At 66.2% G+C, this 20,925-nt stretch carries 22 protein-coding genes; 9 read left to right on the top strand and 13 right to left on the bottom strand.

Going from position 1 to position 20,925, the window contains the following annotated elements; all coding sequences use genetic code 11:
• Positions 1–208: 208 nt before the first annotated feature.
• Genes ACFWN1_RS16560 through ACFWN1_RS16550 form a run of 3 tightly spaced genes read left to right on the top strand, consistent with a single transcriptional unit; the run spans position 209 to position 3,130 of the window.
• Positions 209–754, top strand: a complete 546-nt coding sequence (locus ACFWN1_RS16560) for a regulator component (RefSeq protein WP_384362396.1) — start codon at positions 209–211, stop codon at positions 752–754.
• The gene (locus tag ACFWN1_RS16555; RefSeq protein ID WP_384362394.1) at positions 751–1,941 is read left to right on the top strand and encodes an MAB_1171c family putative transporter; all 1,191 of its coding nucleotides are present in this window, start codon (positions 751–753) and stop codon (positions 1,939–1,941) included. The genes ACFWN1_RS16560 and ACFWN1_RS16555 overlap by 4 nt, the downstream gene beginning before the upstream one ends.
• Positions 1,942–1,945: 4 nt before the next feature.
• Positions 1,946–3,130 (top strand): cytochrome P450, encoded by a 1,185-nt coding sequence (locus ACFWN1_RS16550; protein WP_384362392.1) that lies wholly within the window; start codon positions 1,946–1,948, stop codon positions 3,128–3,130.
• Positions 3,131–3,238: 108 nt separating this feature from the next.
• Here the strand turns inward: ACFWN1_RS16550 and ACFWN1_RS16545 are convergent, their stop codons facing one another.
• The 6 genes from ACFWN1_RS16545 to ACFWN1_RS16520 all read right to left on the bottom strand — a co-directional run bounded on the left by ACFWN1_RS16545 (position 3,239) and on the right by ACFWN1_RS16520 (position 8,800).
• On the bottom strand, positions 3,239–3,469 hold the full coding sequence (locus tag ACFWN1_RS16545; RefSeq protein ID WP_384362390.1) for a hypothetical protein: 231 nt from the start codon (positions 3,467–3,469) through the stop codon (positions 3,239–3,241).
• 413 nt (positions 3,470–3,882) lie between these two features.
• Positions 3,883–4,314 (bottom strand): LuxR C-terminal-related transcriptional regulator, encoded by a 432-nt coding sequence (locus ACFWN1_RS16540; RefSeq protein WP_384362388.1) that lies wholly within the window; start codon positions 4,312–4,314, stop codon positions 3,883–3,885.
• A 31-nt stretch (positions 4,315–4,345) separates the two neighbouring features.
• Positions 4,346–5,776 (bottom strand): glutamine synthetase family protein, encoded by a 1,431-nt coding sequence (locus ACFWN1_RS16535; RefSeq protein WP_384362386.1) that lies wholly within the window; start codon positions 5,774–5,776, stop codon positions 4,346–4,348.
• A complete protein-coding gene (locus ACFWN1_RS16530; RefSeq protein WP_384362384.1) occupies positions 5,776–7,308 on the bottom strand; it encodes an amino acid permease in 1,533 nt (510 codons plus the stop codon). The genes ACFWN1_RS16535 and ACFWN1_RS16530 overlap by 1 nt, the downstream gene beginning before the upstream one ends.
• Positions 7,309–7,387: 79 nt before the next feature.
• The gene (locus tag ACFWN1_RS16525) at positions 7,388–8,392 is read right to left on the bottom strand and encodes a hypothetical protein (protein WP_384362382.1); all 1,005 of its coding nucleotides are present in this window, start codon (positions 8,390–8,392) and stop codon (positions 7,388–7,390) included.
• 213 nt (positions 8,393–8,605) lie between these two features.
• Entirely contained in the window at positions 8,606–8,800 is a 195-nt protein-coding gene (locus ACFWN1_RS16520) for a hypothetical protein (RefSeq protein WP_384362380.1), read from the bottom strand.
• Positions 8,801–9,148: 348 nt separating this feature from the next.
• On the opposite strand from ACFWN1_RS16520, the gene ACFWN1_RS16515 reads away from it, so the two are divergent.
• From ACFWN1_RS16515 to ACFWN1_RS16505, 3 genes are read left to right on the top strand one after another with little or no spacing between them, the layout of a single operon-like run.
• A complete protein-coding gene (locus ACFWN1_RS16515) occupies positions 9,149–9,925 on the top strand; it encodes a hypothetical protein (protein ID WP_384362378.1) in 777 nt (258 codons plus the stop codon).
• Positions 9,916–10,404 carry a hypothetical protein gene (locus ACFWN1_RS16510; protein ID WP_384362376.1) on the top strand — a complete coding sequence of 163 codons (489 nt, stop codon included), beginning with the start codon at positions 9,916–9,918 and terminating at the stop codon, positions 10,402–10,404. The genes ACFWN1_RS16515 and ACFWN1_RS16510 overlap by 10 nt, the downstream gene beginning before the upstream one ends.
• Positions 10,401–11,132, top strand: coding sequence for an HAD family hydrolase (locus ACFWN1_RS16505; protein WP_384362374.1), 732 nt, complete (start codon positions 10,401–10,403; stop codon positions 11,130–11,132). Before ACFWN1_RS16510 ends, ACFWN1_RS16505 begins: the two co-directional genes overlap by 4 nt.
• Before the next feature lie 84 nt (positions 11,133–11,216).
• Here ACFWN1_RS16505 and ACFWN1_RS16500 read toward each other — a convergent pair whose 3' ends face one another.
• The 7 genes from ACFWN1_RS16500 to ACFWN1_RS16470 form a co-directional block, all read right to left on the bottom strand.
• Complete coding sequence (locus ACFWN1_RS16500) at positions 11,217–12,263, bottom strand: hypothetical protein (RefSeq protein ID WP_384362372.1); 1,047 nt, start codon at positions 12,261–12,263, stop codon at positions 11,217–11,219.
• Entirely contained in the window at positions 12,257–13,279 is a 1,023-nt protein-coding gene (locus ACFWN1_RS16495; protein WP_384362370.1) for a glycosyltransferase, read from the bottom strand. The genes ACFWN1_RS16500 and ACFWN1_RS16495 overlap by 7 nt, the downstream gene beginning before the upstream one ends.
• A 1-nt stretch (position 13,280) precedes the next feature.
• A complete protein-coding gene (gene serS / locus ACFWN1_RS16490; RefSeq protein ID WP_382005609.1) occupies positions 13,281–14,573 on the bottom strand; it encodes a serine--tRNA ligase in 1,293 nt (430 codons plus the stop codon).
• Positions 14,566–15,276, bottom strand: a complete 711-nt coding sequence (locus ACFWN1_RS16485) for a histidine phosphatase family protein (RefSeq protein ID WP_384362368.1) — start codon at positions 15,274–15,276, stop codon at positions 14,566–14,568. Before ACFWN1_RS16485 ends, serS begins: the two co-directional genes overlap by 8 nt.
• Positions 15,273–16,196, bottom strand: a complete 924-nt coding sequence (locus tag ACFWN1_RS16480; RefSeq protein WP_384362366.1) for an aminoglycoside phosphotransferase family protein — start codon at positions 16,194–16,196, stop codon at positions 15,273–15,275. Before ACFWN1_RS16480 ends, ACFWN1_RS16485 begins: the two co-directional genes overlap by 4 nt.
• The gene (locus tag ACFWN1_RS16475; RefSeq protein WP_384362364.1) at positions 16,196–17,446 is read right to left on the bottom strand and encodes a methionine adenosyltransferase; all 1,251 of its coding nucleotides are present in this window, start codon (positions 17,444–17,446) and stop codon (positions 16,196–16,198) included. The genes ACFWN1_RS16480 and ACFWN1_RS16475 overlap by 1 nt, the downstream gene beginning before the upstream one ends.
• A gap of 78 nt (positions 17,447–17,524) precedes the next feature.
• Complete coding sequence (locus ACFWN1_RS16470; RefSeq protein WP_384362362.1) at positions 17,525–18,418, bottom strand: phosphotransferase; 894 nt, start codon at positions 18,416–18,418, stop codon at positions 17,525–17,527.
• Positions 18,419–18,768: 350 nt separating this feature from the next.
• Between ACFWN1_RS16470 and ACFWN1_RS16465 the strand changes: the two genes are divergently transcribed.
• Genes ACFWN1_RS16465 through ACFWN1_RS16455 form a run of 3 tightly spaced genes read left to right on the top strand, consistent with a single transcriptional unit; the run spans position 18,769 to position 20,818 of the window.
• A complete protein-coding gene (locus ACFWN1_RS16465; protein ID WP_384362359.1) occupies positions 18,769–19,503 on the top strand; it encodes a helix-turn-helix domain-containing protein in 735 nt (244 codons plus the stop codon).
• A 12-nt stretch (positions 19,504–19,515) separates the two neighbouring features.
• Positions 19,516–20,130 (top strand): hypothetical protein, encoded by a 615-nt coding sequence (locus ACFWN1_RS16460; RefSeq protein ID WP_384362356.1) that lies wholly within the window; start codon positions 19,516–19,518, stop codon positions 20,128–20,130.
• Positions 20,117–20,818 carry a 2'-5' RNA ligase family protein gene (locus tag ACFWN1_RS16455; RefSeq protein ID WP_384362353.1) on the top strand — a complete coding sequence of 234 codons (702 nt, stop codon included), beginning with the start codon at positions 20,117–20,119 and terminating at the stop codon, positions 20,816–20,818. Before ACFWN1_RS16460 ends, ACFWN1_RS16455 begins: the two co-directional genes overlap by 14 nt.
• The last annotated feature ends 107 nt before the right edge of the window (positions 20,819–20,925 follow it).

The following is a 20,925-nucleotide window of genomic DNA, read 5'->3' as shown; positions in this document are numbered from 1 at the left end:
GTCTTGAGATCACCGGGAAGTAGCGAGCGCGAGCCCAGGATCGAGAAGGTACGCGAGCCAAACCCTCCGACCCCACACCCCGAGAACGTCACCATCCGTAATCGGAACTGCCACTTCCACGAAGCGTGACTTCCCCCCTGCTCTTGGCATCCTCCTGACATCGCTCACGAGCAAGTTGTTGCTCAGCCCAGGCTGAGGGGAGATTGCCATGCCCTGGCCAGAAATCGACGAGAGTCGACTGCGTGAATCGTGTGAAGAGAAGATCGACCGGTTGCGCCTGCCGCATCGCTTCAGCACGCGCGAATTGCGCGAGGCGGTAGCCGCGCTTCGCGGGAAGCCAATAGTCCTGAAACCTCTGAGCACGCTCGGCTCGATCGACGCACCGTGCGGTATACGTCTAGAGCTGCCGGAAGCCGATCTTCTCTATTACGAGGAGGGGACTTCCGTGCATCACCAGCGGCACATTCTCACGCATGAGCTGTGCCACGTGTACTGCGACCATCCAGGGAGCCTAGAGGTCGACGACGAAACGGCACATTCCCTCGGACTGAATCCCACGCTGGTGATGCGCATGTCGGGGCGCACGAGCTACTCGACGGCCGACGAACGCGAAGCGGAGTTGATGGCGACCATCATTCGCCAGCGTATCTACCGCGAACGCGAATCCCCTTCCCGTCAACCCGAAAAAGGATCGGATAGCTGGGATGCACTCTTCGCCCAGCCCATCAAGAAAGGTCGATTCCTCTCACGATGAATGCCCTCTTTCTCGGCATGGCCTGCCTGCTCACAGCAGCTGCTGGCTACTGGGTCCTCGGTCGGGGCACACCTCGCCCCGCCGGAACGTGGGCCATGGGTGCTCTCCTCGCCTCGTTCGCCCTGGCCTTCGCCTCCTACGCGCCGCTGTTCGAGAACGCGGTTGAGGCAGTCGTGCCGCACGTGGCCCGGCTCCTGAGCAACTCCGCCTCTCTGTCGGCTGCCACCTCGGTCCTCGCTGTCTCTTTCCAGGTCAATCTGCAACCTGCGGAGGCGCGGCGCCGCATCCGCCTGCGCCTCGTCCTCCTCGCCGCCTCGCTCTTCGGCATGACGGTGTTGTTCGTGTACGAGCAGATGACGCACCGTTCCCCGCAGGTGTACGCGCTCTACCTGCTCCTCTTCATCTCCTACCTGGGCTTCGCCATCGTCGACTTTCTGCGGCAGGCCGTGCGGCAGTCGAAGTCGACCCGCAGAAGCAGCGTTCGGATCGGTCTCCGGATGGCAGGGGCGGGCTGCGCGTTCGCCCTGGTCTACGCCGCGTACAAGCTCACGGTCCTCTTCTCTCTGGGCTTGGGCCTTCACCTCATACCCGACCACGCGCAGTGCTCCTCGCTGGTCACCTCGCCCTGCGTCTTCAGCCTGACCTCCCCAGCGCTCGCCGTGCTGCTGATCTGCCTCGGCCTCACAATGCCCGCCGTGGTGTATCCGATCAGTCAGACCCGCCTCCACCACTGGGAGGTGCGCTCCTTCAACGCGCTCGGCCCGCTCTGGCAGGACCTCTCGGCCGCAATGCCAGAAATCGTTCTGCCATCAGGGGGCCTCGATGAGGAGGCGGCGAGCGACTCCGACTTCCGCCTTCAACGGCGTGTCATCGAGATCAGCGACGGCATCCTTGCCCTTCGGCCCTACCGCTCCCAGCTCGTCCAGGAGGCCGCCCAGCGAACTGTCGACGCCGGAACGGATGAGGGTGCCGCGATCATCGAGGCCGCTGTCGTCAAGGCAGCGCTGGCCGCGCTACAGATCGGCCACCTCGTCGACGAAGTCGCTGCGCCGTCGACGGTGGACGCCGCTTCGCGGAAGGACCTCCGCGCGGACACGCAGTGGCTTCTGCAGGTCACCGATGCCTACGTCCACCGTGTCCCAACGCGTGTCGCCAACGACGGCCACCCGGAACCAGTTGGAGCCTGACAGCATGGACAACCCGCCCCAAGACCCTCGCTTCCTGCGCGACCCTTATCCCACCTACGCGGCCATGCGCTCCGCGTGCCCCGTGCAGGCCGTTCCCACCGGCTCAAGCGGCCACGGCAGCTACCTGGTCACCGGATACGCGGAGGCCCGACAAGCCCTCAGCGACCCGCGGCTCTCGAAGAACACGGCCGCCTTCTTCGCCGACAAGGGGTCGAGGCGCCGTCTGCACCCTGCGGTCGCGCACAACATGCTGGCCAGCGATCCACCCCACCACACCCGCCTGCGCAAGCTGGTGACCAATGCCTTCACGACGGGCGCTGTCGCCGAGCTGCAGCCGTTCATCGCCCAGGTGACCGACGCGCTGCTGGACGAGTGGCCCGTCGGCGAGCAGGTCGACCTCGTCGCCGGCCTGGCGGTGCCCCTACCGGTCATCGTGATCTGCGAACTCCTGGGGGTCCCGGAGGTCGACCGGCCCGAGGTCCAGCGTTGGTCTGCCGAGTTGTTCGCCGCCGGGAAGCCCGACCTCATCGACGCGGCCTCGCACGCCGTGGCCGACTACATGACCGGCCTGATCGCCGCCAAGCGCCTGCGACCCGGTGATTCTCTCCTCGACCGCCTCATTTCAGCGCGCGATGGCAACGACCACCTCAGCGAGGAGGAGTTGGTCTCCCTGGCCGTGCTGCTGCTCGTCGCCGGACATGAGACCACGACCAACTTCCTCGGCAACGCCGCCCTGGCGCTCCTCCAGCACCCAGCCGAGCTGGAGCGCCTACGCATCAATCCGGAGGACATCCCTGCCTCGCTGGACGAGTTGCTTCGCTTCGACTCGCCCGTCAGCACGGCCACTTTCCGATTCACCACGGAAGCCGTCACGCTCGGCGGCACCGAGATCCCCGCCGGTGTCCCGGTAATTGTCGCTCTTGGAGCCGCCAACCGAGACCCGGAGCGATTCCCCTCGCCGGACCAGCTCAACCTGGACCGGGAAGCCGCCGGCCACCTCAGCTTCGGCCACGGCATCCATCGCTGCGTCGGCGCTCCCCTCGCCAGAGCCGAAGCCGACATCGCCCTGCGCGCGATCCTGTCCCGCTTCCCTGGGATCCGGCTTGCCGTATTGCCTGATCAACTGGACTGGCGGCGCACCCGTCTTGTGCGCGGACTGGTCTCACTTCCCGTCCTGACCTCGTCATGAGGTGGCGGGGAATTCCGGGATGGGATGTGCTCGACTTGAGGCCCACTCCGTACGAAGCAGGTGGTAGTGAACGGCAGGGGCGTCAGGGGTACGACATCTGCCGTCGCCTCACGCAGCCAGTGCCGTACAAGCGATGACCGCGACGCGGTCGATCTGCCAGCCCAGTGCCAGGGATCGGCGGATCAGTTGGGGCAGACGTCGGGCCATCGAGCGGGTTGTGATCGCGCTGGCCGCCTCAATGCGGCGGTCGCCGGGGATGACGAACTTCAGCTCCTCGTCCGACACCTCCGCTTCGCCGGTCGGCACGGTTGTGGCAGCGGGTTTCGGGATGTGGGTCATCGGCTCCAGCCCTCCGCCGACACGCGGTGCCCGGCCGGGATGCCGTCGAGCGCGGTCGGGCCGGCGTGCTGCTTGACGAACCACCGCTTGCTTCCTGGGCCGTTGGTCCCCCACCTGGACAGCCGGACACCTCCAGGCCGAGGGTGTTCGGCAACCAACGTGTACGCGTTGGTTGCCGATTCCACCAACTGATGGAATGCGCCGGGCATATCGGTCACGTCGGTGCGCCCTTCCGTCTGTCGAGCATCCCGCTGCACCACAGGGCGTGATTATGCGGATGCACTCAGTGTTCGCATGCAGGTGGGTAGCTTGGCAAGAGCCACTGACATTGCGGTCTGACCTGGTCATCTGCGCGCCAGTACGGGAAGGACTGTGCCTGAGACCATCTCGACGAGGGACTCGTCGAGCACGCCTTACCTCCAGCCGAGCGACACGAGATGCGGGCCGTTGTCCGCCTTTACGCGCTCTCGCAGGGCCCTGAACCGCCGCAGAGCTTCGTTGCGGCTGATACCGGCGTTCTCCGCGTAGTCCTTCGACGTCGCACCGGCGGCGACCATCCGCCATGTCTTGATCTCCTCGTCCGAGAAATCCTCCGGGAAGGCGGCCTTCTCAGGGCGCTGTATCTGCCAGGTGACGAAGCAGGCATGGACGACGGCCGCACGACCGCGCACGCCGAGCTTCTGACCGCAGTGCTTCATCTGCACGTTGATGGTCCCGGCGGTGATCGTGAGGTCGGAGGCGATCGTTTCGGTGCTCCGGCCCTGCGCGATCTTGTTGGCGATCCGAAGCTGTGCCGGTGTGAGATCAAGCAGCGTCGCGGGAGGGCGAGCCAGTCGGGCACTCACGGGTGTAGATCCTTTCTGGGGAGAGGGGGTGTCAGGCCCGGGCCAGCCACCGCTGCCGCTCGGCATCGGTGACCAGGCGCTGGTCGTGGTCGAGTTCCAGTCGGGCGAGCCGGGCATAGTGCTCAACCGCCTCGGCGCCGAAGGCTTCCTGCGCCAGGGCGCTGTTCTGGAAGGCGGTCAGAGCCTGGCCGAGAGTGGACGGAACGGGGGGACCGCCTGCGCGATAGGCGTTACCGGTCTCTTCGGGACCAAGAGCGAGCCTCCGCTCGAGACCGTGGTCGATGGCCGCCAGGACCGCGGACAGGGCCAGGTACGGGTTGGCATCCGCACCTGGCACCCGGATCTCCAGGTGCAGGCCTTCGCCGCGGCCGACGACGCGGACCGCGCAGGTGCGGTTGTCGTGGCCCCAGGTGAAGGTGGTCGGTGCGAACGAGCCGGGCGTGAACCGCTTGTAGGAGTTGACGCTGGGCGCGTAGAGCAGGGCCAGCTCGGGCAAGCCGTCGAGCAGACCCGCAATGGCATGCTGACCGGTCCGGGACAGTTCGTGTTCGCTGCCGGGCTCGTTGAGTTGGCTGATGGCCTTCGACCACAGCGACACATGCAGGTGCAGGCCATTGGCTCGGCCGGTTTCCGGGGACGCCATGAACGTGGGTGCCAGACCGGCGCGCGAGCCCAGGGTGCGCACCGCGTGCTTGAAGAGCAGGTGCCGGTCGCAAGCGGTGAGTGCGCCGCCGTACGGGAAGGTCACCTCGACCTGTCCGGGGCCGGCCTCGGTCTTGATGGCTTCGACGGGCATCCCGGCGCCTGCCAGCGCCCGCTGAAGACGGCGGAAGAACCGGTCGGACACGGGGTCGTGGTCGAGGGCGTAGTCCAGGTTCCCCGTCGTCAACGGCCGCAGGCCCTGATAGCCGGCCCGGTCCGCGTCTGCGTACGTGCCCTTGTAAAGAACGAACTCGGTTTCGATCCCTGCCCTGGAGTGCAGACCGTGCCGGGACAGCCGGGTCATCTGCTGGTGGAGGATCTGGCGAGGCGCGATCTCGATGGGTGTTCCGTCATCGCGCACGGCGTCGCCGAGCACGACGACGGTGCGCGGCAGCCACGGCACGACGCGCAGCGTCGCCAGAGCCGGTTGCACGGACAAGTCCTGGTAACCGGTCTCCCACGAGGTCAGAGAGAAGCCGTCCGCCGGGCTCATCTCGGGATCGGTGGCCAGGATGTAGGCGCATACCTCAGCGCCTTGATGTGCGACGCGCCTGAGGAAGTGGTTCGCGTCGTACCGCTTCCCCTTCAGCCTGCCCTGCAGATCGGGCACGGCCAGCAGCACGGTGTCGATCGCGCCCGCCTTGACGAGGTTCCGCAGGTCAGTCAGCGAGAAGGCCTTCTCCGAGCGCCCGTCCAAAGCAGGAGCGGCTGCCGCGCTGAGGCGCGCCAGAGCGCCGTTGCTCGTCGCGGCCCCCGTCATCACACGACCTCGTCTTCGTACGTGCTCGCGGAGCGGTCGAAGTTCTGCGCCGGGACTTCGTACGAGCTGCCCTGCTTGCGCCACCATCCCCAAGCCAGCGCAAGGACGACGAGCAAAGCGACCGGCGCGTAGTTGAAGGTCTCGACGGACACCAGGGCGCCGCCGCCGGGGCGGCTCTGCGGCAGGCAGAACAGCACCGTCACGAACACCACCCAGATGACCGCGATCGTGCCGACCGTCACGCCCCAGCGGCCGAGGTTCCACGGACCGGGCTGGAACCGGTCCCGGTTCCTGATGCGCAGGTAGATCGGGAGGGCGTACGCCGGCGTGATGCCGACCACGTTGATGCTGGTGATCGCCGCGTACGCGACCGGGCTGTACAAGCTCGGCAGAGCGAGCAGGGCAGCGCACACGACGGACAGCAGCACGGCTTTGCGCGGGGTACCGGTGCGGCGGTCGACCTGCCGCCACAGGTGCGAGCCCGGAAGCGCCCCGTCGCGGGAGAACGCGAACACCATCCGAGAGGCGGCAGCGGTCTCGGCATTGCCACAGCACAACTGGGCGATGATCACGACCAGGAGCAGTGCCTTCGCCCCGGCCAGGCCCAGGGCGTCCAGGAAGATCTGTGCCGGCGGGACGCCCGTGGCTGTCCCCACGGTGCCCGCGTAGTCCTGGATGGCGAACGTGAGCCCGGCCAGCAGAACGAATCCGGCCAGCCACGACCATCCGATCGAATGGATGATCCCGCGGGGTGCGGACACCTGAGCGTCCGTGGTCTCCTCCGACAGGTGCGCGGAGGCGTCGTAGCCGCAGAACGTGTACTGGGCCAGCAGCAAACCGAGCACCGCCACATACAGGGGGCTGGACCAGCCGGTGTTGTTGACGAACTCGCCGAACATGAATTCGACAGACTGGTGCTGGGAGGGCGCCATCACCAGTGCGCCGACGATCGCTATGACGCCACCCAGGTGCCACCAGACGCTGATGTTGTTGAGAATGCTGACCAGCCGGACGCCGAACAGGTTCAAGGTGGCGTGCAGGGCCAGGATGCACACGTAGATCATCATGATCTTGCCCGGCGTCGGCTCGAAGCCCCACTGCAGGTTCAGTAAGGCGCCGGTGAACAGGGCGGCCCCGTAGTCGATGCCAGCGATCGCGCCGAGCAACCCGAGCAGATTCAGCCAGCCCGTGTACCAGCCCCACTTGCGGCCGCCGAGTTGCTCCGCCTGGTAGTACAGGGCTCCAGAGGTGGGATAGGCGGAGGTCACCTCGGCCAGCGAGGCACCGATGAACATCACCATGGCACCGACGAGCACCCAGCCCCACAGCATCACGGCGGGACCGCCGGTATTCAGGCCGAATCCGTACAGCGTCATACATCCGGACAGGACACTGATGACGGAGAAGGAGATCGCGAAGTTCCCGAACGCCCCCATGCGCCGGGTCAGCACGGGCTCGTAGCCGAGCTCCCGCAGATACGTATCGTCCGGCTTACGAGGCACCGCACGGTGGGTGGGACTCACACGAGACATGGACAGCTCCTAGGTTCAGAGAAGGTGGGATACTGAGCAGGTTCATGCCAATGCGCGGACGGTTGGCGGCCGATACTGATCACGGGTGCCGCCCGGTGCGCGGCCTGTGGGTACGGGCGAAGGAAAGAGACTCGGTGCGTGCTCGAAGAAGCAGCGTCTCGCCGGGGTCCGGTCCCGCGGCCCCGTCATGGACCGAAGTCCACGGCTCACGGGCTGCATATGGGCCCATCGCCTCGAAGACCTCGGCTGCTTCCAGATACTGGTGGCCGGCCCACAACGCATAGGCGAGAAGGTTCAGATCAGCCACCGAACACTGGCTGACCGTCGTTTTTTGGAACCAGTCGTAAAAGGCGTTCAACGTGCAGTCGAGCGTCGCCTCCTGCGCCCACTGGCGCCGCCACAGCGGATCGGCCCGCGATCGCCGTCGCTGCTCGATCTGCGCGTACGCGGGCAGAAGCAACAGTGGCGATCCGACGGGCCGCTGCGACGCGATCCACCGCCCGAAGTCAAAGATCGCGGCCAAGGAAGCCGCGCGCGGCCCCTCAAGGGCGAGCAGGAACTGCAGGACGCGGTGATAGGCCTCACGGTTGTACGGATCACGCTGGTTGACCTCGTAGAGCAGCCCCCACGGCCCCGCTGGCAGCATCGGCTCGGCGGGCCTCAGGCGATGCTCATGGCGCAGCTGCCGCGTATCGATCTGCGCCAACGCGACAAGGCACACCCACGGCACGGGATCGTGCGGCGCACGACGAGCCGCCAGCAGGGCCTCACGCCGCGCCCTCATCTCGAACTCCAAAGTCTGTGGATGTTCTTGCCGGTGCGCACGCAAGGCCCGCTCGACGGCCACGCGAACCCCCATCAGTTGCGCGTCGTAACTGCCGGGCTCCTCGGCGAGCCACACGCCGACCACATCCGATCGGGCTGCTGCCACCGCCAAGAGCTGGGTACGTGACGTTCGCAATGTCCAGTGCGTGCCCGTGTCCAACAGCAGTTCCCGCGCCGTCTTCCAACGTCCCGCCTGCAGTTCGACCAAGGCGACACGGAGTTCGTCGTCATGGCCGGCCGGGTGATACACGAGACGCATCACCGCCCCTCGAACCGGGAACGACGACGCTCTGAAGCAGGAACAGGACTGCCCGCCTGAGGAACACGGACGGTGCGATGCGACGGGCTTCTCAAATTGATCGCGTATGTCATCGGGGGACCTCAGAAGGATGGGGGGTGAATGAGCCACAGAATGGATGGCACGAACTGGTTCGGGGCGAACGACATACACCTCGCCCATAGGATGTATGGCCTAAAAGCGAATCTGGCCGATCATGTCCGCAACACCGTTGACGAACCGGCTGATGCTCGGAGCCATCGAGGTGCTCGCCAAGAAGAACCCGAAGAGGCTGCACACAATTGCGTGCGCCGCATTCAGGCCACTCTTCCCGACGAAGACGAAAACGAGAATGCCCAGGAGCACGACGGCGGAGATACTAATGGCCACCGCACACCGTCCAGCAACAGTGCATTCCTGATGGGTGGGTTGCATCATGCGGGCGGCTGAGCGACAGGAGCGGGCTCCGGGCTGGCCTCGCTCGTGTGGCGGAAGACAACGTGGACTCCGTTGGAAGAGATCAGCAACAGCTTCGCGTTCCCTGCAACACGACAAGCTCCAGCTCGGCCGAATGACCATGATCTCGGCCAGTTCGTCTCCGTGTCGTACTGCGGGACTCCCCCAACACTGGCGGCAAAACATCCCGCGCACACATTCCCAGGGTGATATCACTTGTGTGATTACCGCTCCACCAGGAGTAATTGAGGTTGCGCGCGCTCACTCACGGGGAGGCATAAGGTGCATCAGCAGTCGCTGCGAAGCTGCGACCGGTGCGGTGGTCAACTAAGCAACTACAACACCGAAACCCTGTACTTCGCATGCACCCGCTCCAGGGTCCTGGAAGAGCACACACCTATCGTGCCGGAACACGTATGGCTCGATCCAGACGTCCGCAAGGCACTCACGGCATGGGACTTCGGCCGAGCCAGCCGCCTGATCCGACTACGCGGCGCCCTTCGGCAGGACGACATGGCACAACTCACCGGCCTGAGCCAGGCATTTCTGTCCATAGCACTTACCGCCTTCGTGAACCAATGGGACATCGCCGAAACCGAACCCCTCCACCGCGCGGCAGGCGGAAGCCGCCTCTCCTCCGAACTGCTCGATGGCCTCCAGCGCACCACCGACAGCCTGCGGACCATGGACGCGAGCGACGGCAGCGGCACCCTCAGGGAACTGGGCGACGCGCACCTGCAGTTACTCAAGGGCCTCGTGAAACAGACCTCGTACGACGGACAGGCAGACGGCTCGCCGCGATCATCGCCGACACCGCCATTCAATCAGGATGGTTCGTCTTCGACTCCGGCGAGCGCGACCGAACGCTCGGATACCTGTATGCCGCGCTCCGTGCAGCCAAGGCCTCAGGAGACCTCCGGCTCGGCGCCGGCGCACTGTCCTACATGGCCATCCACGGCTACTCCACCGGGGCACCGCACAACGCTGTCACCGCAGCACGACGAGCCCGCGAAGGAGTCAAGCAGCTCGGCACGCCCGCCCTCGAAGCCATGCTGTTGACCCGACAGGCCTGCGGACACGCGAAACTCGGCGAGCGGCAAGCGGCGCTTACCGCGCTGGGACGGGCAGCCGAACTCTGCGCTCAAGGGCGCTCAGAGCACGACCCAGAGTGGTTGTACTGGATCAACGAGGGCGAAATCCACGGACAGGCTGGCAGCTGCTACCTGGACCTCGGCGACGCCCGCGGCGCCGTCGCCAGCTTCACGAAGGCCCGGAAGGCACTCAACCCGGCGGACCACCGCACCAGGGGTCTGTTCCTCTCCCGAGCCGCAACGGCCCACATCGAGCAGGGCGACCTCGAAGCCGGCTGCACCACGGCACACGAGGTCCTCGACCTCGCCGAGAATCTTCAGTCGGCACGGTTCGACAGTCACGTCACGAGCATGATCCAACAACTCCGACCCGTCGCCCACAGCCCGTACGCTCAAGACGTACTGGAGCGACGCGCCACCATGGCAACAGCAGGGAGCCGAACTTGACCGACGCCAGGCAGATTCTCGTGCTGTGGGACATCGACCGCACCCTGCTGTACGTCGGTGACATCGACCGGCAGGTGTACCAGGAGACCTTCGCGGAGATCGTCGGACGTCCCGTGGAACACCTTCCAGCCCGCGGCACCGGCGTCACCATGCCCCTCGCGATTCGGTCCCTGTTCCTGGACAACGGCGTCCCCGAGGCAGACGTCCCCGGCCTGGTGCCGCGCATGGTGGAACTCCTGCCGCGGCGTCTCGCCGCGCACGTCGACGACGTTCGTGAGCGAGGCGTGCTCCTGCCTGGCGCCGTGGACGCGCTCAAGGCCGTGCACGCACAACCGGGCTGCGTTCCTACCGTCGTCACGGGAAACCTCAAGCCCAACGCACTGCTGAAGCTCGGAGCGTTCCACCTCGACGGGTTCCTTGACACGGAGATCGGCGGATACTCCTCGGACGACGACCACCGCCCAGCTCTCGTCGCCGTCGCACAGGAGCGAGCTCAGGCCAAGTACGGAACCACCGCCTTCAGCCGCTCCAACACGGTCATCATCGGAGATTCCCTCGAAGACGTCCGTACCGGGCTTGAAGGCGGCGCTCCTGTGATCGGAGTCGCATCCGGCAAGACCACCGCCGCCGAACTCTCCACGGCCGGAGCCGACGTGGTCCTCGACAGTCTCGAAGACGTCCCACGGCTCCTGGACGCGATCGTCAAAACGACCCAAGGCCGCAACTGATGGCAGCTGCCCGTCAGGATGCCTCAACTGCCGGTATTGCATGAGTGATACCGGCACTCGCGTCTCCGCCCTCGACTCAATAAATCATCCAGTATTCCTGACTCGATCTACTTTGACAGAGAGGGAGATGCCGAGCTCCTCCTCAATCGCCATGGCCACGGCTGGCCATGGGACATTCGGCTCACCGAACAGTCGCCAATAGCGATACGAGGCACGAACCAGGGAGCTGACGCCCAATCTCGCCGAATCAGGGTCGATCGTTCCGATCACCCGGCGTGTGATTCCGCCAGCCCCTCGCGCGGTGGGACGGATGCCGTGCGCGAGGAGGAGAGTGGCGGTGCGGACGGCGTCCAGAGTCGGTGGGGGCGCCAGGGGCGCGAACCTGCCGAAGACGAGGTCCATCCACCCCAGCCGCGTACGTGCCCAGGCCAACCGCTCCAATCCGGTGCCGAGGTCTACCGCCATTCGTGCAGGGTTGTCGGCGTTCCATAGAAGGACGATGTCGCCGAGAGACAGGTCGAGGTGGTTGAAGCGAAGGGTGACGCCTTCGACTTGGCGACGTCGCCATGCTGCCAGCTTTCCTTGGACGCTGATGTGGCGCGCGTGGAAACCCAATCGCGACAGCACACTGAGCCAGCCATCCAGGATCACACCGTACTCGTCCATGCGCTGAATTGGCTGGACACGGGAAACGTTGACGAACGAGGTCAGAAATCCATCCCGGAGGTCGCCCGATGCGTCACGTTGCCCGGTGAAACGGACAACCGGCTGAGGCAGGAAGCCGCTGCGGTAGGTCAGCGGACGCCCATCTTTGAGGAGGGGGTCGAGGGCTTGGACGGCCGAGATCGTCAGCTCGGTCTCGCGGCCCCACCGAAGTGGCAGGCAGGCGTCCTGCGGGACGCCCTGGGCGGCGAAACTTGCCTTCAGTTCCGCCAGCAGCCCCTCCCACGACGGGGCTTGGCGGGGCGGACGGTACGGCGAGCCTCTGTGGGCGTGCTCGATTGCAATCCGCCCGTCGGCGATGGTGAACTCCCAGTGGGGTCCCAGAGCTTGGCGCAGGACCGCAGGTAAGCGGCCCTCTGTATCGGTCGGCGGACCGGGCGCAAGCTCTCTGAGACCGCTCGTCAGCATGGCCGAGTCGACATCGCCGCAAAGTGGCGGGCCGGATCGAAGCGATGCATTCCGATCTCTTGGGCCTCCGTGTGGTTGAGGTCTTCGGCCTGCTCAATCGCGAGGGCGAGAAGCTCCGCAGCGGTTTCGTCGTCCTCGTCGGGATCGGCCACCGTAATCACGCCTGTCCGTTCGCACAGGGCCGCCTCGGCGCAGGTCCCCTCGCGCCATGTGAGCGCAGCCATAGGGGTGCCGGTGCGGAGGGACTCGCCGAAAACGGCAGCGCCGGCCTCCACGTAGGTACGGGCGTAGGTGTAGACGAAGACGGAGGCGTCGCGGATGGCGGCGGTCTTGGCGGGACCGCCGAGTTCGCCGGCCCACTTCACGTGGTCCGCGCTGAAGAGGCGTCCGTGGCGTTGTACATACGCTTGGTCGAAGACCGGGCCGACGATTTGTATCCGGCGGCCGAGGATCTGAGCGGCTCGGACAGCGATGTGGGGCGCCTTTTCCTCGTCTATGCGGCCAAGCCACACGAGGTCGTCACCGGCGACGGCCGACGGCTCTTCCTCGTCCAGGCCGAGGTGTACAGCGAGTTCAGGGATCGGCTGGTGGTCTGCGTACCGCTCGACCATCTCAGGCGAGTAGCAGTAGAGCCGTGACCGTTTGCCGTCGAAGGCCGCATCGGCGTGCTCGAAGACGGGCGAGTGCTGGAACGTGGCAACGTCGCAGTCCAGGTCGTTCCAGGTACGCGTCCAGGCTGGCAGCGACGGGTATTCGTGCCCCACGACCAGGAGGTCGTATCCGGTGCTGCGGAGATCGCGCGAGGCGAGCGACCCGGTGGTGGTGTCCTCCAGGCGGACCGGCCGACGAACCCAGTCGTTCTCCAGGTTCGTGAGCCAGCCCGGCCCGAGGAGGTGTACGTCGGCGCCTGCGGCTCGGGCGCCTACGGCGACCGCCCACAGCCATCGTTCGATCCCGCCGTAACCGGCGGGTGGAAAGGCGTAGCTACTGGGGAAGTCGCAGACGCCGACGAGCACGTTATGCCTCCGGTGTTCCGTCCGCCGAGATACGGCGGAAGCCGAGGTACGGGACGAGAGATTCGGGCAGGACGATGGAGCCGTCCTGTTGCTGGCACTGCTCAAGGAGAGCGGCCAGGGTGCGGCCGACGGGGAGGCCGGAGCCGTTGAGGGTGGCGACGAGCTTGGGCTTGCCGTCCTCGCCACGGGTCCGGATGTTGGCCCGGCGGGCCTGGAAGGTGCCGAAGTTGGAGACCGAGGAGATCTCGCGGTACGTGTTCTGGCTCGGGATCCAGACCTCGATGTCGTACGTGAGCTGGGCTGAGAAGCCCGTGTCACCGGCGGCCAGCTTGACGACGCGGTAGACGAGGCCGAGTTCCTTCAGGCACGCCTCGGCGTGGCCGACCATCGTCTCCAGCGTTGCGTCCGCGTCAACCGGGTCGACCATCTGGACGATCTCGACCTTGGCGAACTGGTGCTGACGGATCAGGCCCCGGGTATCACGACCGTACGAGCCTGCTTCGGACCGGAAGCACGGCGTGTGCGCCGTGAGCGCCAGCGGCAGCTCGGCCGGAGGGATGATCTCGTCGGCGTAGAGGTTGGTCAGCGGCACCTCGGCGGTCGGGATCAGGAACAGCTCACGGTCGGCGACGCCGGTCTTGAACAGGTCCTCCTCGAACTTCGGCAGCTGCCCAGTGCCAGTCATCGTCTTGCGGGTGACCAGGTACGGGACGGCGTGCTCGATGTACCCGTGCCGACGAGTGTGCAGATCGAGGAAGAGCGTGGCCAGGGCACGCTCCAGGGCTGCCCCGACGCCGCGCGAGACCGCGAAGCGGGGGCCGGACAGCTTCGTAGCCCGCGCGAAGTCGAGGATCCCCATGCCCTCGCCGAGGTCAACGTGGTCCTTCGGCTCGAACGGGAAGGCCGGCGGAGTACCGACCCGTCGGACCTCGACCGCGAAGTCCTCGGAATCGCCGTCTGGGGCCGCTTCGTCCGGCAGGTTCGGGATGCTGAGGAGGAGGTCGCGAAGCTGCTCCTCGATCTGGCTCTGACCGGTCTCGATGTCCCGGATCTGCTCCTTCAGCTCGCGAGCCCGATCCTTCAGCTTGGAGATGTCGCCACCCTGCTTGGCCGTCTGCTGGACCTCGCTCGCCACCCGCTTGGACTCAGCCCGCAGCTCGTCAGCCGAACGGATGTTCTGGTTGCGACGAGACTGGAGGGACTCCAGCTCGGACAGGTCCAGAGAGTAGCCGCGACGAGCGAGCCGACGAACCGCTTCGGCACCCATTTCGATTAGGGCGCGGGCATCATGCATGAGGAAGATCCTTTTGATCCGGCGGGTGGGATACGGAATCGACGGTAGCAAGCGCCGAGCCCTCGTCGATCCGGAATATGTCCACGCCACCGCGGTCGACGCGACCTCCGGGAACATCTCTGTCAAGATCGCTCAGCAGCGCCGTGCCCCAGTCAGGCAGTTCGTCGTCGGGTACGGCGATCGGCTCGACGTACGGCGCCTCCGGGAAGAAGAGCGGCATGGCCTCCTTCGACGATCGGCACCGGTGCCAGAGGAGTACGGAGACCACAAGGCCGTGGCCTACGAGGACACGGGGACCTGGGTGCTCCAGGGCGGCTAGGACTCCCGTGAGCATCCTCCGAATGCCGTCGCGCTGTGACTCGGTGCCACCCGCCGGCCGCTCGCCGGGACCCTGGCCGTCAAGCCAGACCGCGTACTCCAGGAACGGGCGGCCCTCGAACTCTCCATAGTCGAGTTCGTTCAACCGAGAATCGATGACCAGGTCCGCCGCCGACACGTCCATCAGTAGAGAAGCTGTCTGCTGGGCACGCGGGAATTCGCTGGTCAGCCACGTCCGTACGGTGTGGAGGGGGAGAGTGGAGCGGTTCAAGCTCAGCGATTGCCGCCCCTCCTCGGTCAAGCGGATGGGTTGGGATGGGTCGCCGTTGACGAGGTAGCGCTTGCTGCAGTCCGTTTGGCCATGGCGGAGGATGTACGTCGTCACGATCCGCTCCAAGAGGTCGACGCCAAGAGGTGGGTGAGCACTTCCGCCATAAGGGCCCCTCGTGGGTCGCCGGACTCCACGTAGAAAAGGAGGCCGTCGACGCCCAGGAGACGGCACCAGGGTGCGAGCACCGGGACGGGAATCCGGGAGACGCGTGAGGCGGTGGCCAGCCGCCTGTCGGTACCGCGCCCCAGGTCGTAGTAGACGGTCCAGAACGCCCAGTCGAACGCCGGATCACCCACCATGGGAAGCGGATCGATCAGCCGGGGGTTACCCAGCCGGTCGAACAGCACGTTCTCCCGATACAGGTCCGCGTGCAGCACCGTCGCCCGGCGGGGGCCCTCCTCCAGGTCGGCAGCAGGGCGCCCGGCTTCGACCAGGGAGCGCCAGCCGCCGAGATCGAGTTTCTGTAGCCGCCATTCGATCCGGGGCCAGATTTCCTGCGCGAGGTAGTCAGCGAGGCGCGGCAGACTCTCCGGCCGGCGCCTGCGCTGCCCAAAGACGTGCAGCCCCTGGAGGGCCGCAGCCACCACCTGAATCTCCCGCCTCGGCCACTCCGCGCCACCGGGTTGTCCTCCGACGAGTTCGAGTGCGGCGACAGCCAGGTCGTCCGCGGCCTCCACGACGCCGACTGTCGGTCCGCCGGACCAGAGTCGTAGCGCGTCCACCTCACGGCGGTAGCGGGTGGCATCGAACCACGCCTTGAGGAGCAGCGGACACCCGTCAAGGCAGGTCGCCGTCGCGATCACCGAGGCGTGTCCGGCGTCGTGATAGGACACAAGCGACAGCTTCCAGCGTTCCGCCGCACGTGCCAGCCGCCCCGGGGCGGCATCGAGCCACCGCTGGGCAGCAGGCCCGTAATGCGCAAGTAATCGCCGTCGGCACCCTGCGGGGATCTCTCCGAGCGTCCGCTTCGTCATCAGCTCAGCACGATCCCGTCGGAGACCAACTCGTCGGTCAGCGCCGGGAACTCTCCCAGCGTCTCCGCTACGAGGGCCTGCACCTTGTCGATCTCGGCGTAGGGAGCCGAGAGGCGGACCAGGATGCGCCACGGCTGATCGAGGCGCTGCCCGGTGGTGCTGACCAGGTGCACTTCCGCGTGCCCGTTCGTGGTCTCGTGCAGGCGCTCGGCCAGGCGCTGGGCGGCGATGTTGTAGAGCTTGCCGACGTGGTAAACGGGGTTCTTGCCGTTGGCTCCCTCCAGGTTCATCGGACGCAGTGGCGTGATCAGGCCGTTGACTCGGTTGCCGCGCCCGACGACACCCTCGTCCCCCGACTCGATCGAGCTTCCGGTGTAGGTCAGGTACAACTCGTCCTTCTCCGGCACGTCGCGGGCGTTGAGCCGGAAGCGCGCCTGAGCACCAGGCAGCCGAAGGCCCGCCAGCCGGTGGCACTCGGCCAGGACGCTCTCCGCGTTGCGGACATATTCGACCCGGCTGGCGACGTGGCGCGATTTCTGCGGAACACACAGCACTACGTCGGCCTGATCGCCGTCCCAGTAGCCCATGAGCTTGACATCGGACCCGCACCAGGCATGGGCGCGAGTGAAAACGCTCTCGCCGGAGAAGTGGTTCACCAGCTCACGGACGAACGACTCGAAAGCGTTCTCCGGAGCCCAGCCGGTCCCCAGTGAGGTGTCGTTCGACAGCCGCACCCGCCGCTCCCGCAGGTCATCGACGGAGCGCGGATTGAACCAGCGTGTACGGTCCGGGACCCCGTCGCCGGTGAGGACCGCGCCCGGGCTGGAGTTGCTGGTGATGTTGAAGACGATGTCGAGGTGGTCCGACACCTCGGGGAGCCGTTCGGCGAAGAACGCCCTGACCTCAGTCTCGACGATCTCCTCGACCGGGATCTTCTCGCTCCCGCACATGGGTGCTGCCCGGCCATTGACCAGGACACGCACCGGGGCTGTCATCCTGCCGGCGCCGTATCGGACCTCGCTGCCCCCACCGAGGAGGGCGAGCTTGTCGAAGTTGTGGTGAAGCACGGCGCCAAACCGCGCGACGGTGTGGTGGCTGTAGGCACGGGACAGCCGCTCGGCGAGGTGGTCAGCCAGGGTGTCCGGGTGTCCGAGGCCCTTCCGCTCGACGATGGTCGTCGTATCCGGTTTGGCCATGGAGGTGTCGATGACGAGGTGACTGTTGTTGATGATCGTGCTCGTACGAGGCATCACGAACTCCGTTCAGGGAGACAGAAAGGTGAATGAGCGCAGGCGTCAGCACGCCTGGACGGGCGATGCTCGAAGGAATCAGCGAGGTACGCCGACGGCACGCAGGAGTGAGACGGTCCGAGCCAACGCCGCATAGGCGGCTGGAGCCTGCTCCTCGGCCGTGAGGCGGCCGACTTCGCGGGCCGTGACGAGGTCGATGTCTTCAGGACGACGGCGATCGAGCCAGAGCAGCAAGCGCCAGGCCAGCACAGGACCGCTGAACGGTAACCGGGTCATGAGGCCGACCGGGACGTCTTTGGGTGGCACGCCCCCGTACAGCAGGTCACGTACAAGATGGAACACCACGTCGGTGTAGTCGACGACGGCGGGGCCTCGGGCGCTGGCTTCCCAGTCCACGACGTGCACTCGGTCGTCGTCGACCAAGAGGTGCTCGGGCTTGAGGTCGCCATGCAGGTGGACGACGGGATGCGATTCAAGCGGTTGAAGGGCCTCGGTCAACGCCTCCCACCACGGTCGTAGTCGGCAGCGTGGAGAGAACTGGTCGAGCAGGAAGCGGTGTTGGGGCACAAGGCGACCGTGGCGGTTCTCCCAGCCGAGGCCGGGTGTAAGACTGGCCGAAGACCGGTGGAGTCGGTGGGTCAGATTAAGAACGTGACCGAAGTACCCCTCGATTGCCCGGCCGGTACGCACCCCACAGGGCACGCCTGGCAACATACCGAACACCGTCCAAGATCCGTCCTCTCCCGTACCCGTGGCCAGGACCTCGGGGACCGACAGACCCAAGTGAGCGGCGCGCTCCACTGACTCCACCTCCCGCTTACGGCGGCCCTCGGGATCAATCCCCATGTAGACCTTGAGCAGAGACCGTTCGTCGACTGCCCGCCGCGTTCTGGCGAACGGCTTCGTGATCGCCTGGCCGAATGGACCGTGCTTGAGCTCGATCTCGTGCATCGTCGTGTCAACGGCGGGCACAAGTCACCTCCTGTAGCCGGGGTCTTGACATTCGCCCTTTCCAGGCAGGGGTCCGCAACGACCTGAGGGTTGATCAGCGGCCAGGGAATGCGGGCTGGCTGTGGCCATCAACGATGTGGCAGGAACCGGCTGATGGCACATTCCGGCGGTGATATCACTTGGGTGATCAGACTCTTGAAGGCCCGCAAGAAGGTGGCAATGGAGGGGCGGCGGTAGCGGTGGCAGGCAAACCAGGACGGTGCGAGGGGTGCGGGCTTGTGCTGAGCCGGTACAACCGTGAGCCGCGCTGTGCCCCTTGCAGCCGGTTGCTGACAGCCGCCGAGCCGGACCCGGTCCGGGTGCCTAACCACGTGTGGCAGGACGCGCAGGTCGTCATGGCCTTGCGGGACGGCGACTTTGGGACGGCTCTCACCCGCGTGCGCAAGCTGGCCTCCTTACGGCAAGAGGAGATGGCCCGTCTCACGGGCCTGAGCCAGCCGTTCCTCTCCGCTCTCGAGTCCGGTTCGAGGCGGCTGACCAACTTCGACAAGATCGTGACCGTGCTGGAGCGGCTGGCCGTGCCGCCGCACGCGCTGCCGCAGCTATTCGCTCGGAACGCTCCCGAGCCGATCGAGGAAGCTCACCGGCACCCGGAACCTGTCCGCGAGACAGCTGCCCGGGAACCTTGGGAGAGCCCGCTGGACGTGGCAAGGCGCCTGAGCACGACCATCTCGTCCAACACCGACCCCACCACCTTGACCGTGCTGGTCCAGCAGGTGGGCGCCATAGTGGACCGGTACGAGGCTGACGGTCCGCACCAACTCGCTCCCAAGACTGCCGAGTTGCGTAATTTCATCCAGACACTGCTGGAAGGGCGCCAGCCGCCTGGGCAGCGGGCAGAACTCTTCCGTCTTGCAGCCCAAGCCTCCGGCCTGCTCAGCTACATGGCGGTCAACGCGGGTCACGAGGCCATCGCCGAGGCCTACAGCACCGAAGCCCTCCAGCTCGCTCAGGAGATCGACGACCTGGAGCTGATGATGTGGATCTTTGGCACCCGCTCTCTGGGCGCGTACTACGCGGGCCTCTACGACCAGGCGCTCGAATGAGCCGATGCCGGCTTGGCCATCGATCGCGACAACGCGCAGGCGATCCGGCTGCTTGCTAACGGCCGAGCACGTGCTCTCGGCAAGCTCGGCGACGCCGTGGGCGCGCAGAGGGCCATCGCAGAGGCCGAGGACCTCAGCAGTAACCACCGGCTCCCGGGCGGGCTGACACCGTGCATCTCTTTCGCCCCGTACAGCATCGCCCGCACACTGGCGAACGCCGCTACCGCCCATGTCGCCCTCGGCAACACACGGGACGTCATCGAGTACGCGGAGCAGGTCGACGAACTCATAGAGCAGTCCGACTCCGACTGGAGCCGGGCCTTGGTCCGCCTGGACGTGGCCACTGCTCTGCTCGCAGGGCCTCAGCCGGATGTGGAGCAGGCCATGGTGCTCGGCAGGCAGGTTCTCGAAGCCGGGGGTGGCCCGCCGATCCGATCGGTCATCCAGCGAGCCGGTGAACTCCACGCCCGTGCAGCATCGTGGCACCAGCTACCTGTCGTCAGGGATTACGCCGAGGCGCTACGCACTTGGCACACCACCCCGTTAACCCGAGCGGTGACCAATTTTGCCAAGATGGCACGCTTGAGCGATAGCCGTACGAGGAGGGCACCGAGTGCTGCTGACTGAGGATCCCAGCGCGTTTCCCACCGCCCCGCCGCCGAGCGTCGATGACCCCGAGGTCATCGCGGCACACGACTGGGCGGCCTTCGACCGGGTGCAGGAGATGAGTAACCACTGGGACCGGGCTGGGTGGACTCCATCGACGCGGGCCTACTACTGGATGCTCAGCTTCCCCGCCGACTCGGCGCTCGCCGAGCACGCTCGACACTGCCAAGACAAGATCCGAAACCTGAACTTCGACTCCATCGACGCGGACGGTCTGCACCTGACCCTCGGCCGGATCGGCACCACCGACGACGTCTCGCTGGAGCAGTTGGACACACTGCTCGCCACGACAGCCGCGATACCTACAGACAGGTTCCGGCTCCAGGCCATACCGATGACCGCATCCCGCGGCGCGGTCCGCTACAGCATCGCCCCGTGGACTCCCGTGCTCGACCTCCACTCCAAGCTGTCCGCCACCACCGCGCAATGCCAGCTGCCTTTGCGGAAGCCGACCGCGGTGCTGCGGCCGCACATCGGCATCGCGTACTGCAACCGCCCCACGGATGCCTGCGTTGTCCGGGAAGCGATTCGCCCGCTCCGCGACATGGACAGCGTCGGCGTCCCGGTCGATCGCCTGGATCTGGTCGAACTGCGTCGCGAAGACCGCGCCTATCGCTGGCGCACCATCGATCAAGTGGCTCTGAACTGATCGCATCCCCGGCACCCTTCGCAGACGTACCAGCTCAGAGGCGTCCCCCGCCTCTCCGCTCCTGGGACTTTTTAGGGACTTTCAGCTCTGTCTGAGGGACTTCCGAG

It is taken from the genome of Streptomyces sp. NPDC058459, from assembly GCF_042721685.1.
Lineage (GTDB): Bacteria > Actinomycetota > Actinomycetes > Streptomycetales > Streptomycetaceae > Streptomyces.
The sequence above is the reverse complement of the archived record's forward strand: the minus strand, read 5'-3'. Positions and strand labels throughout refer to the sequence as shown.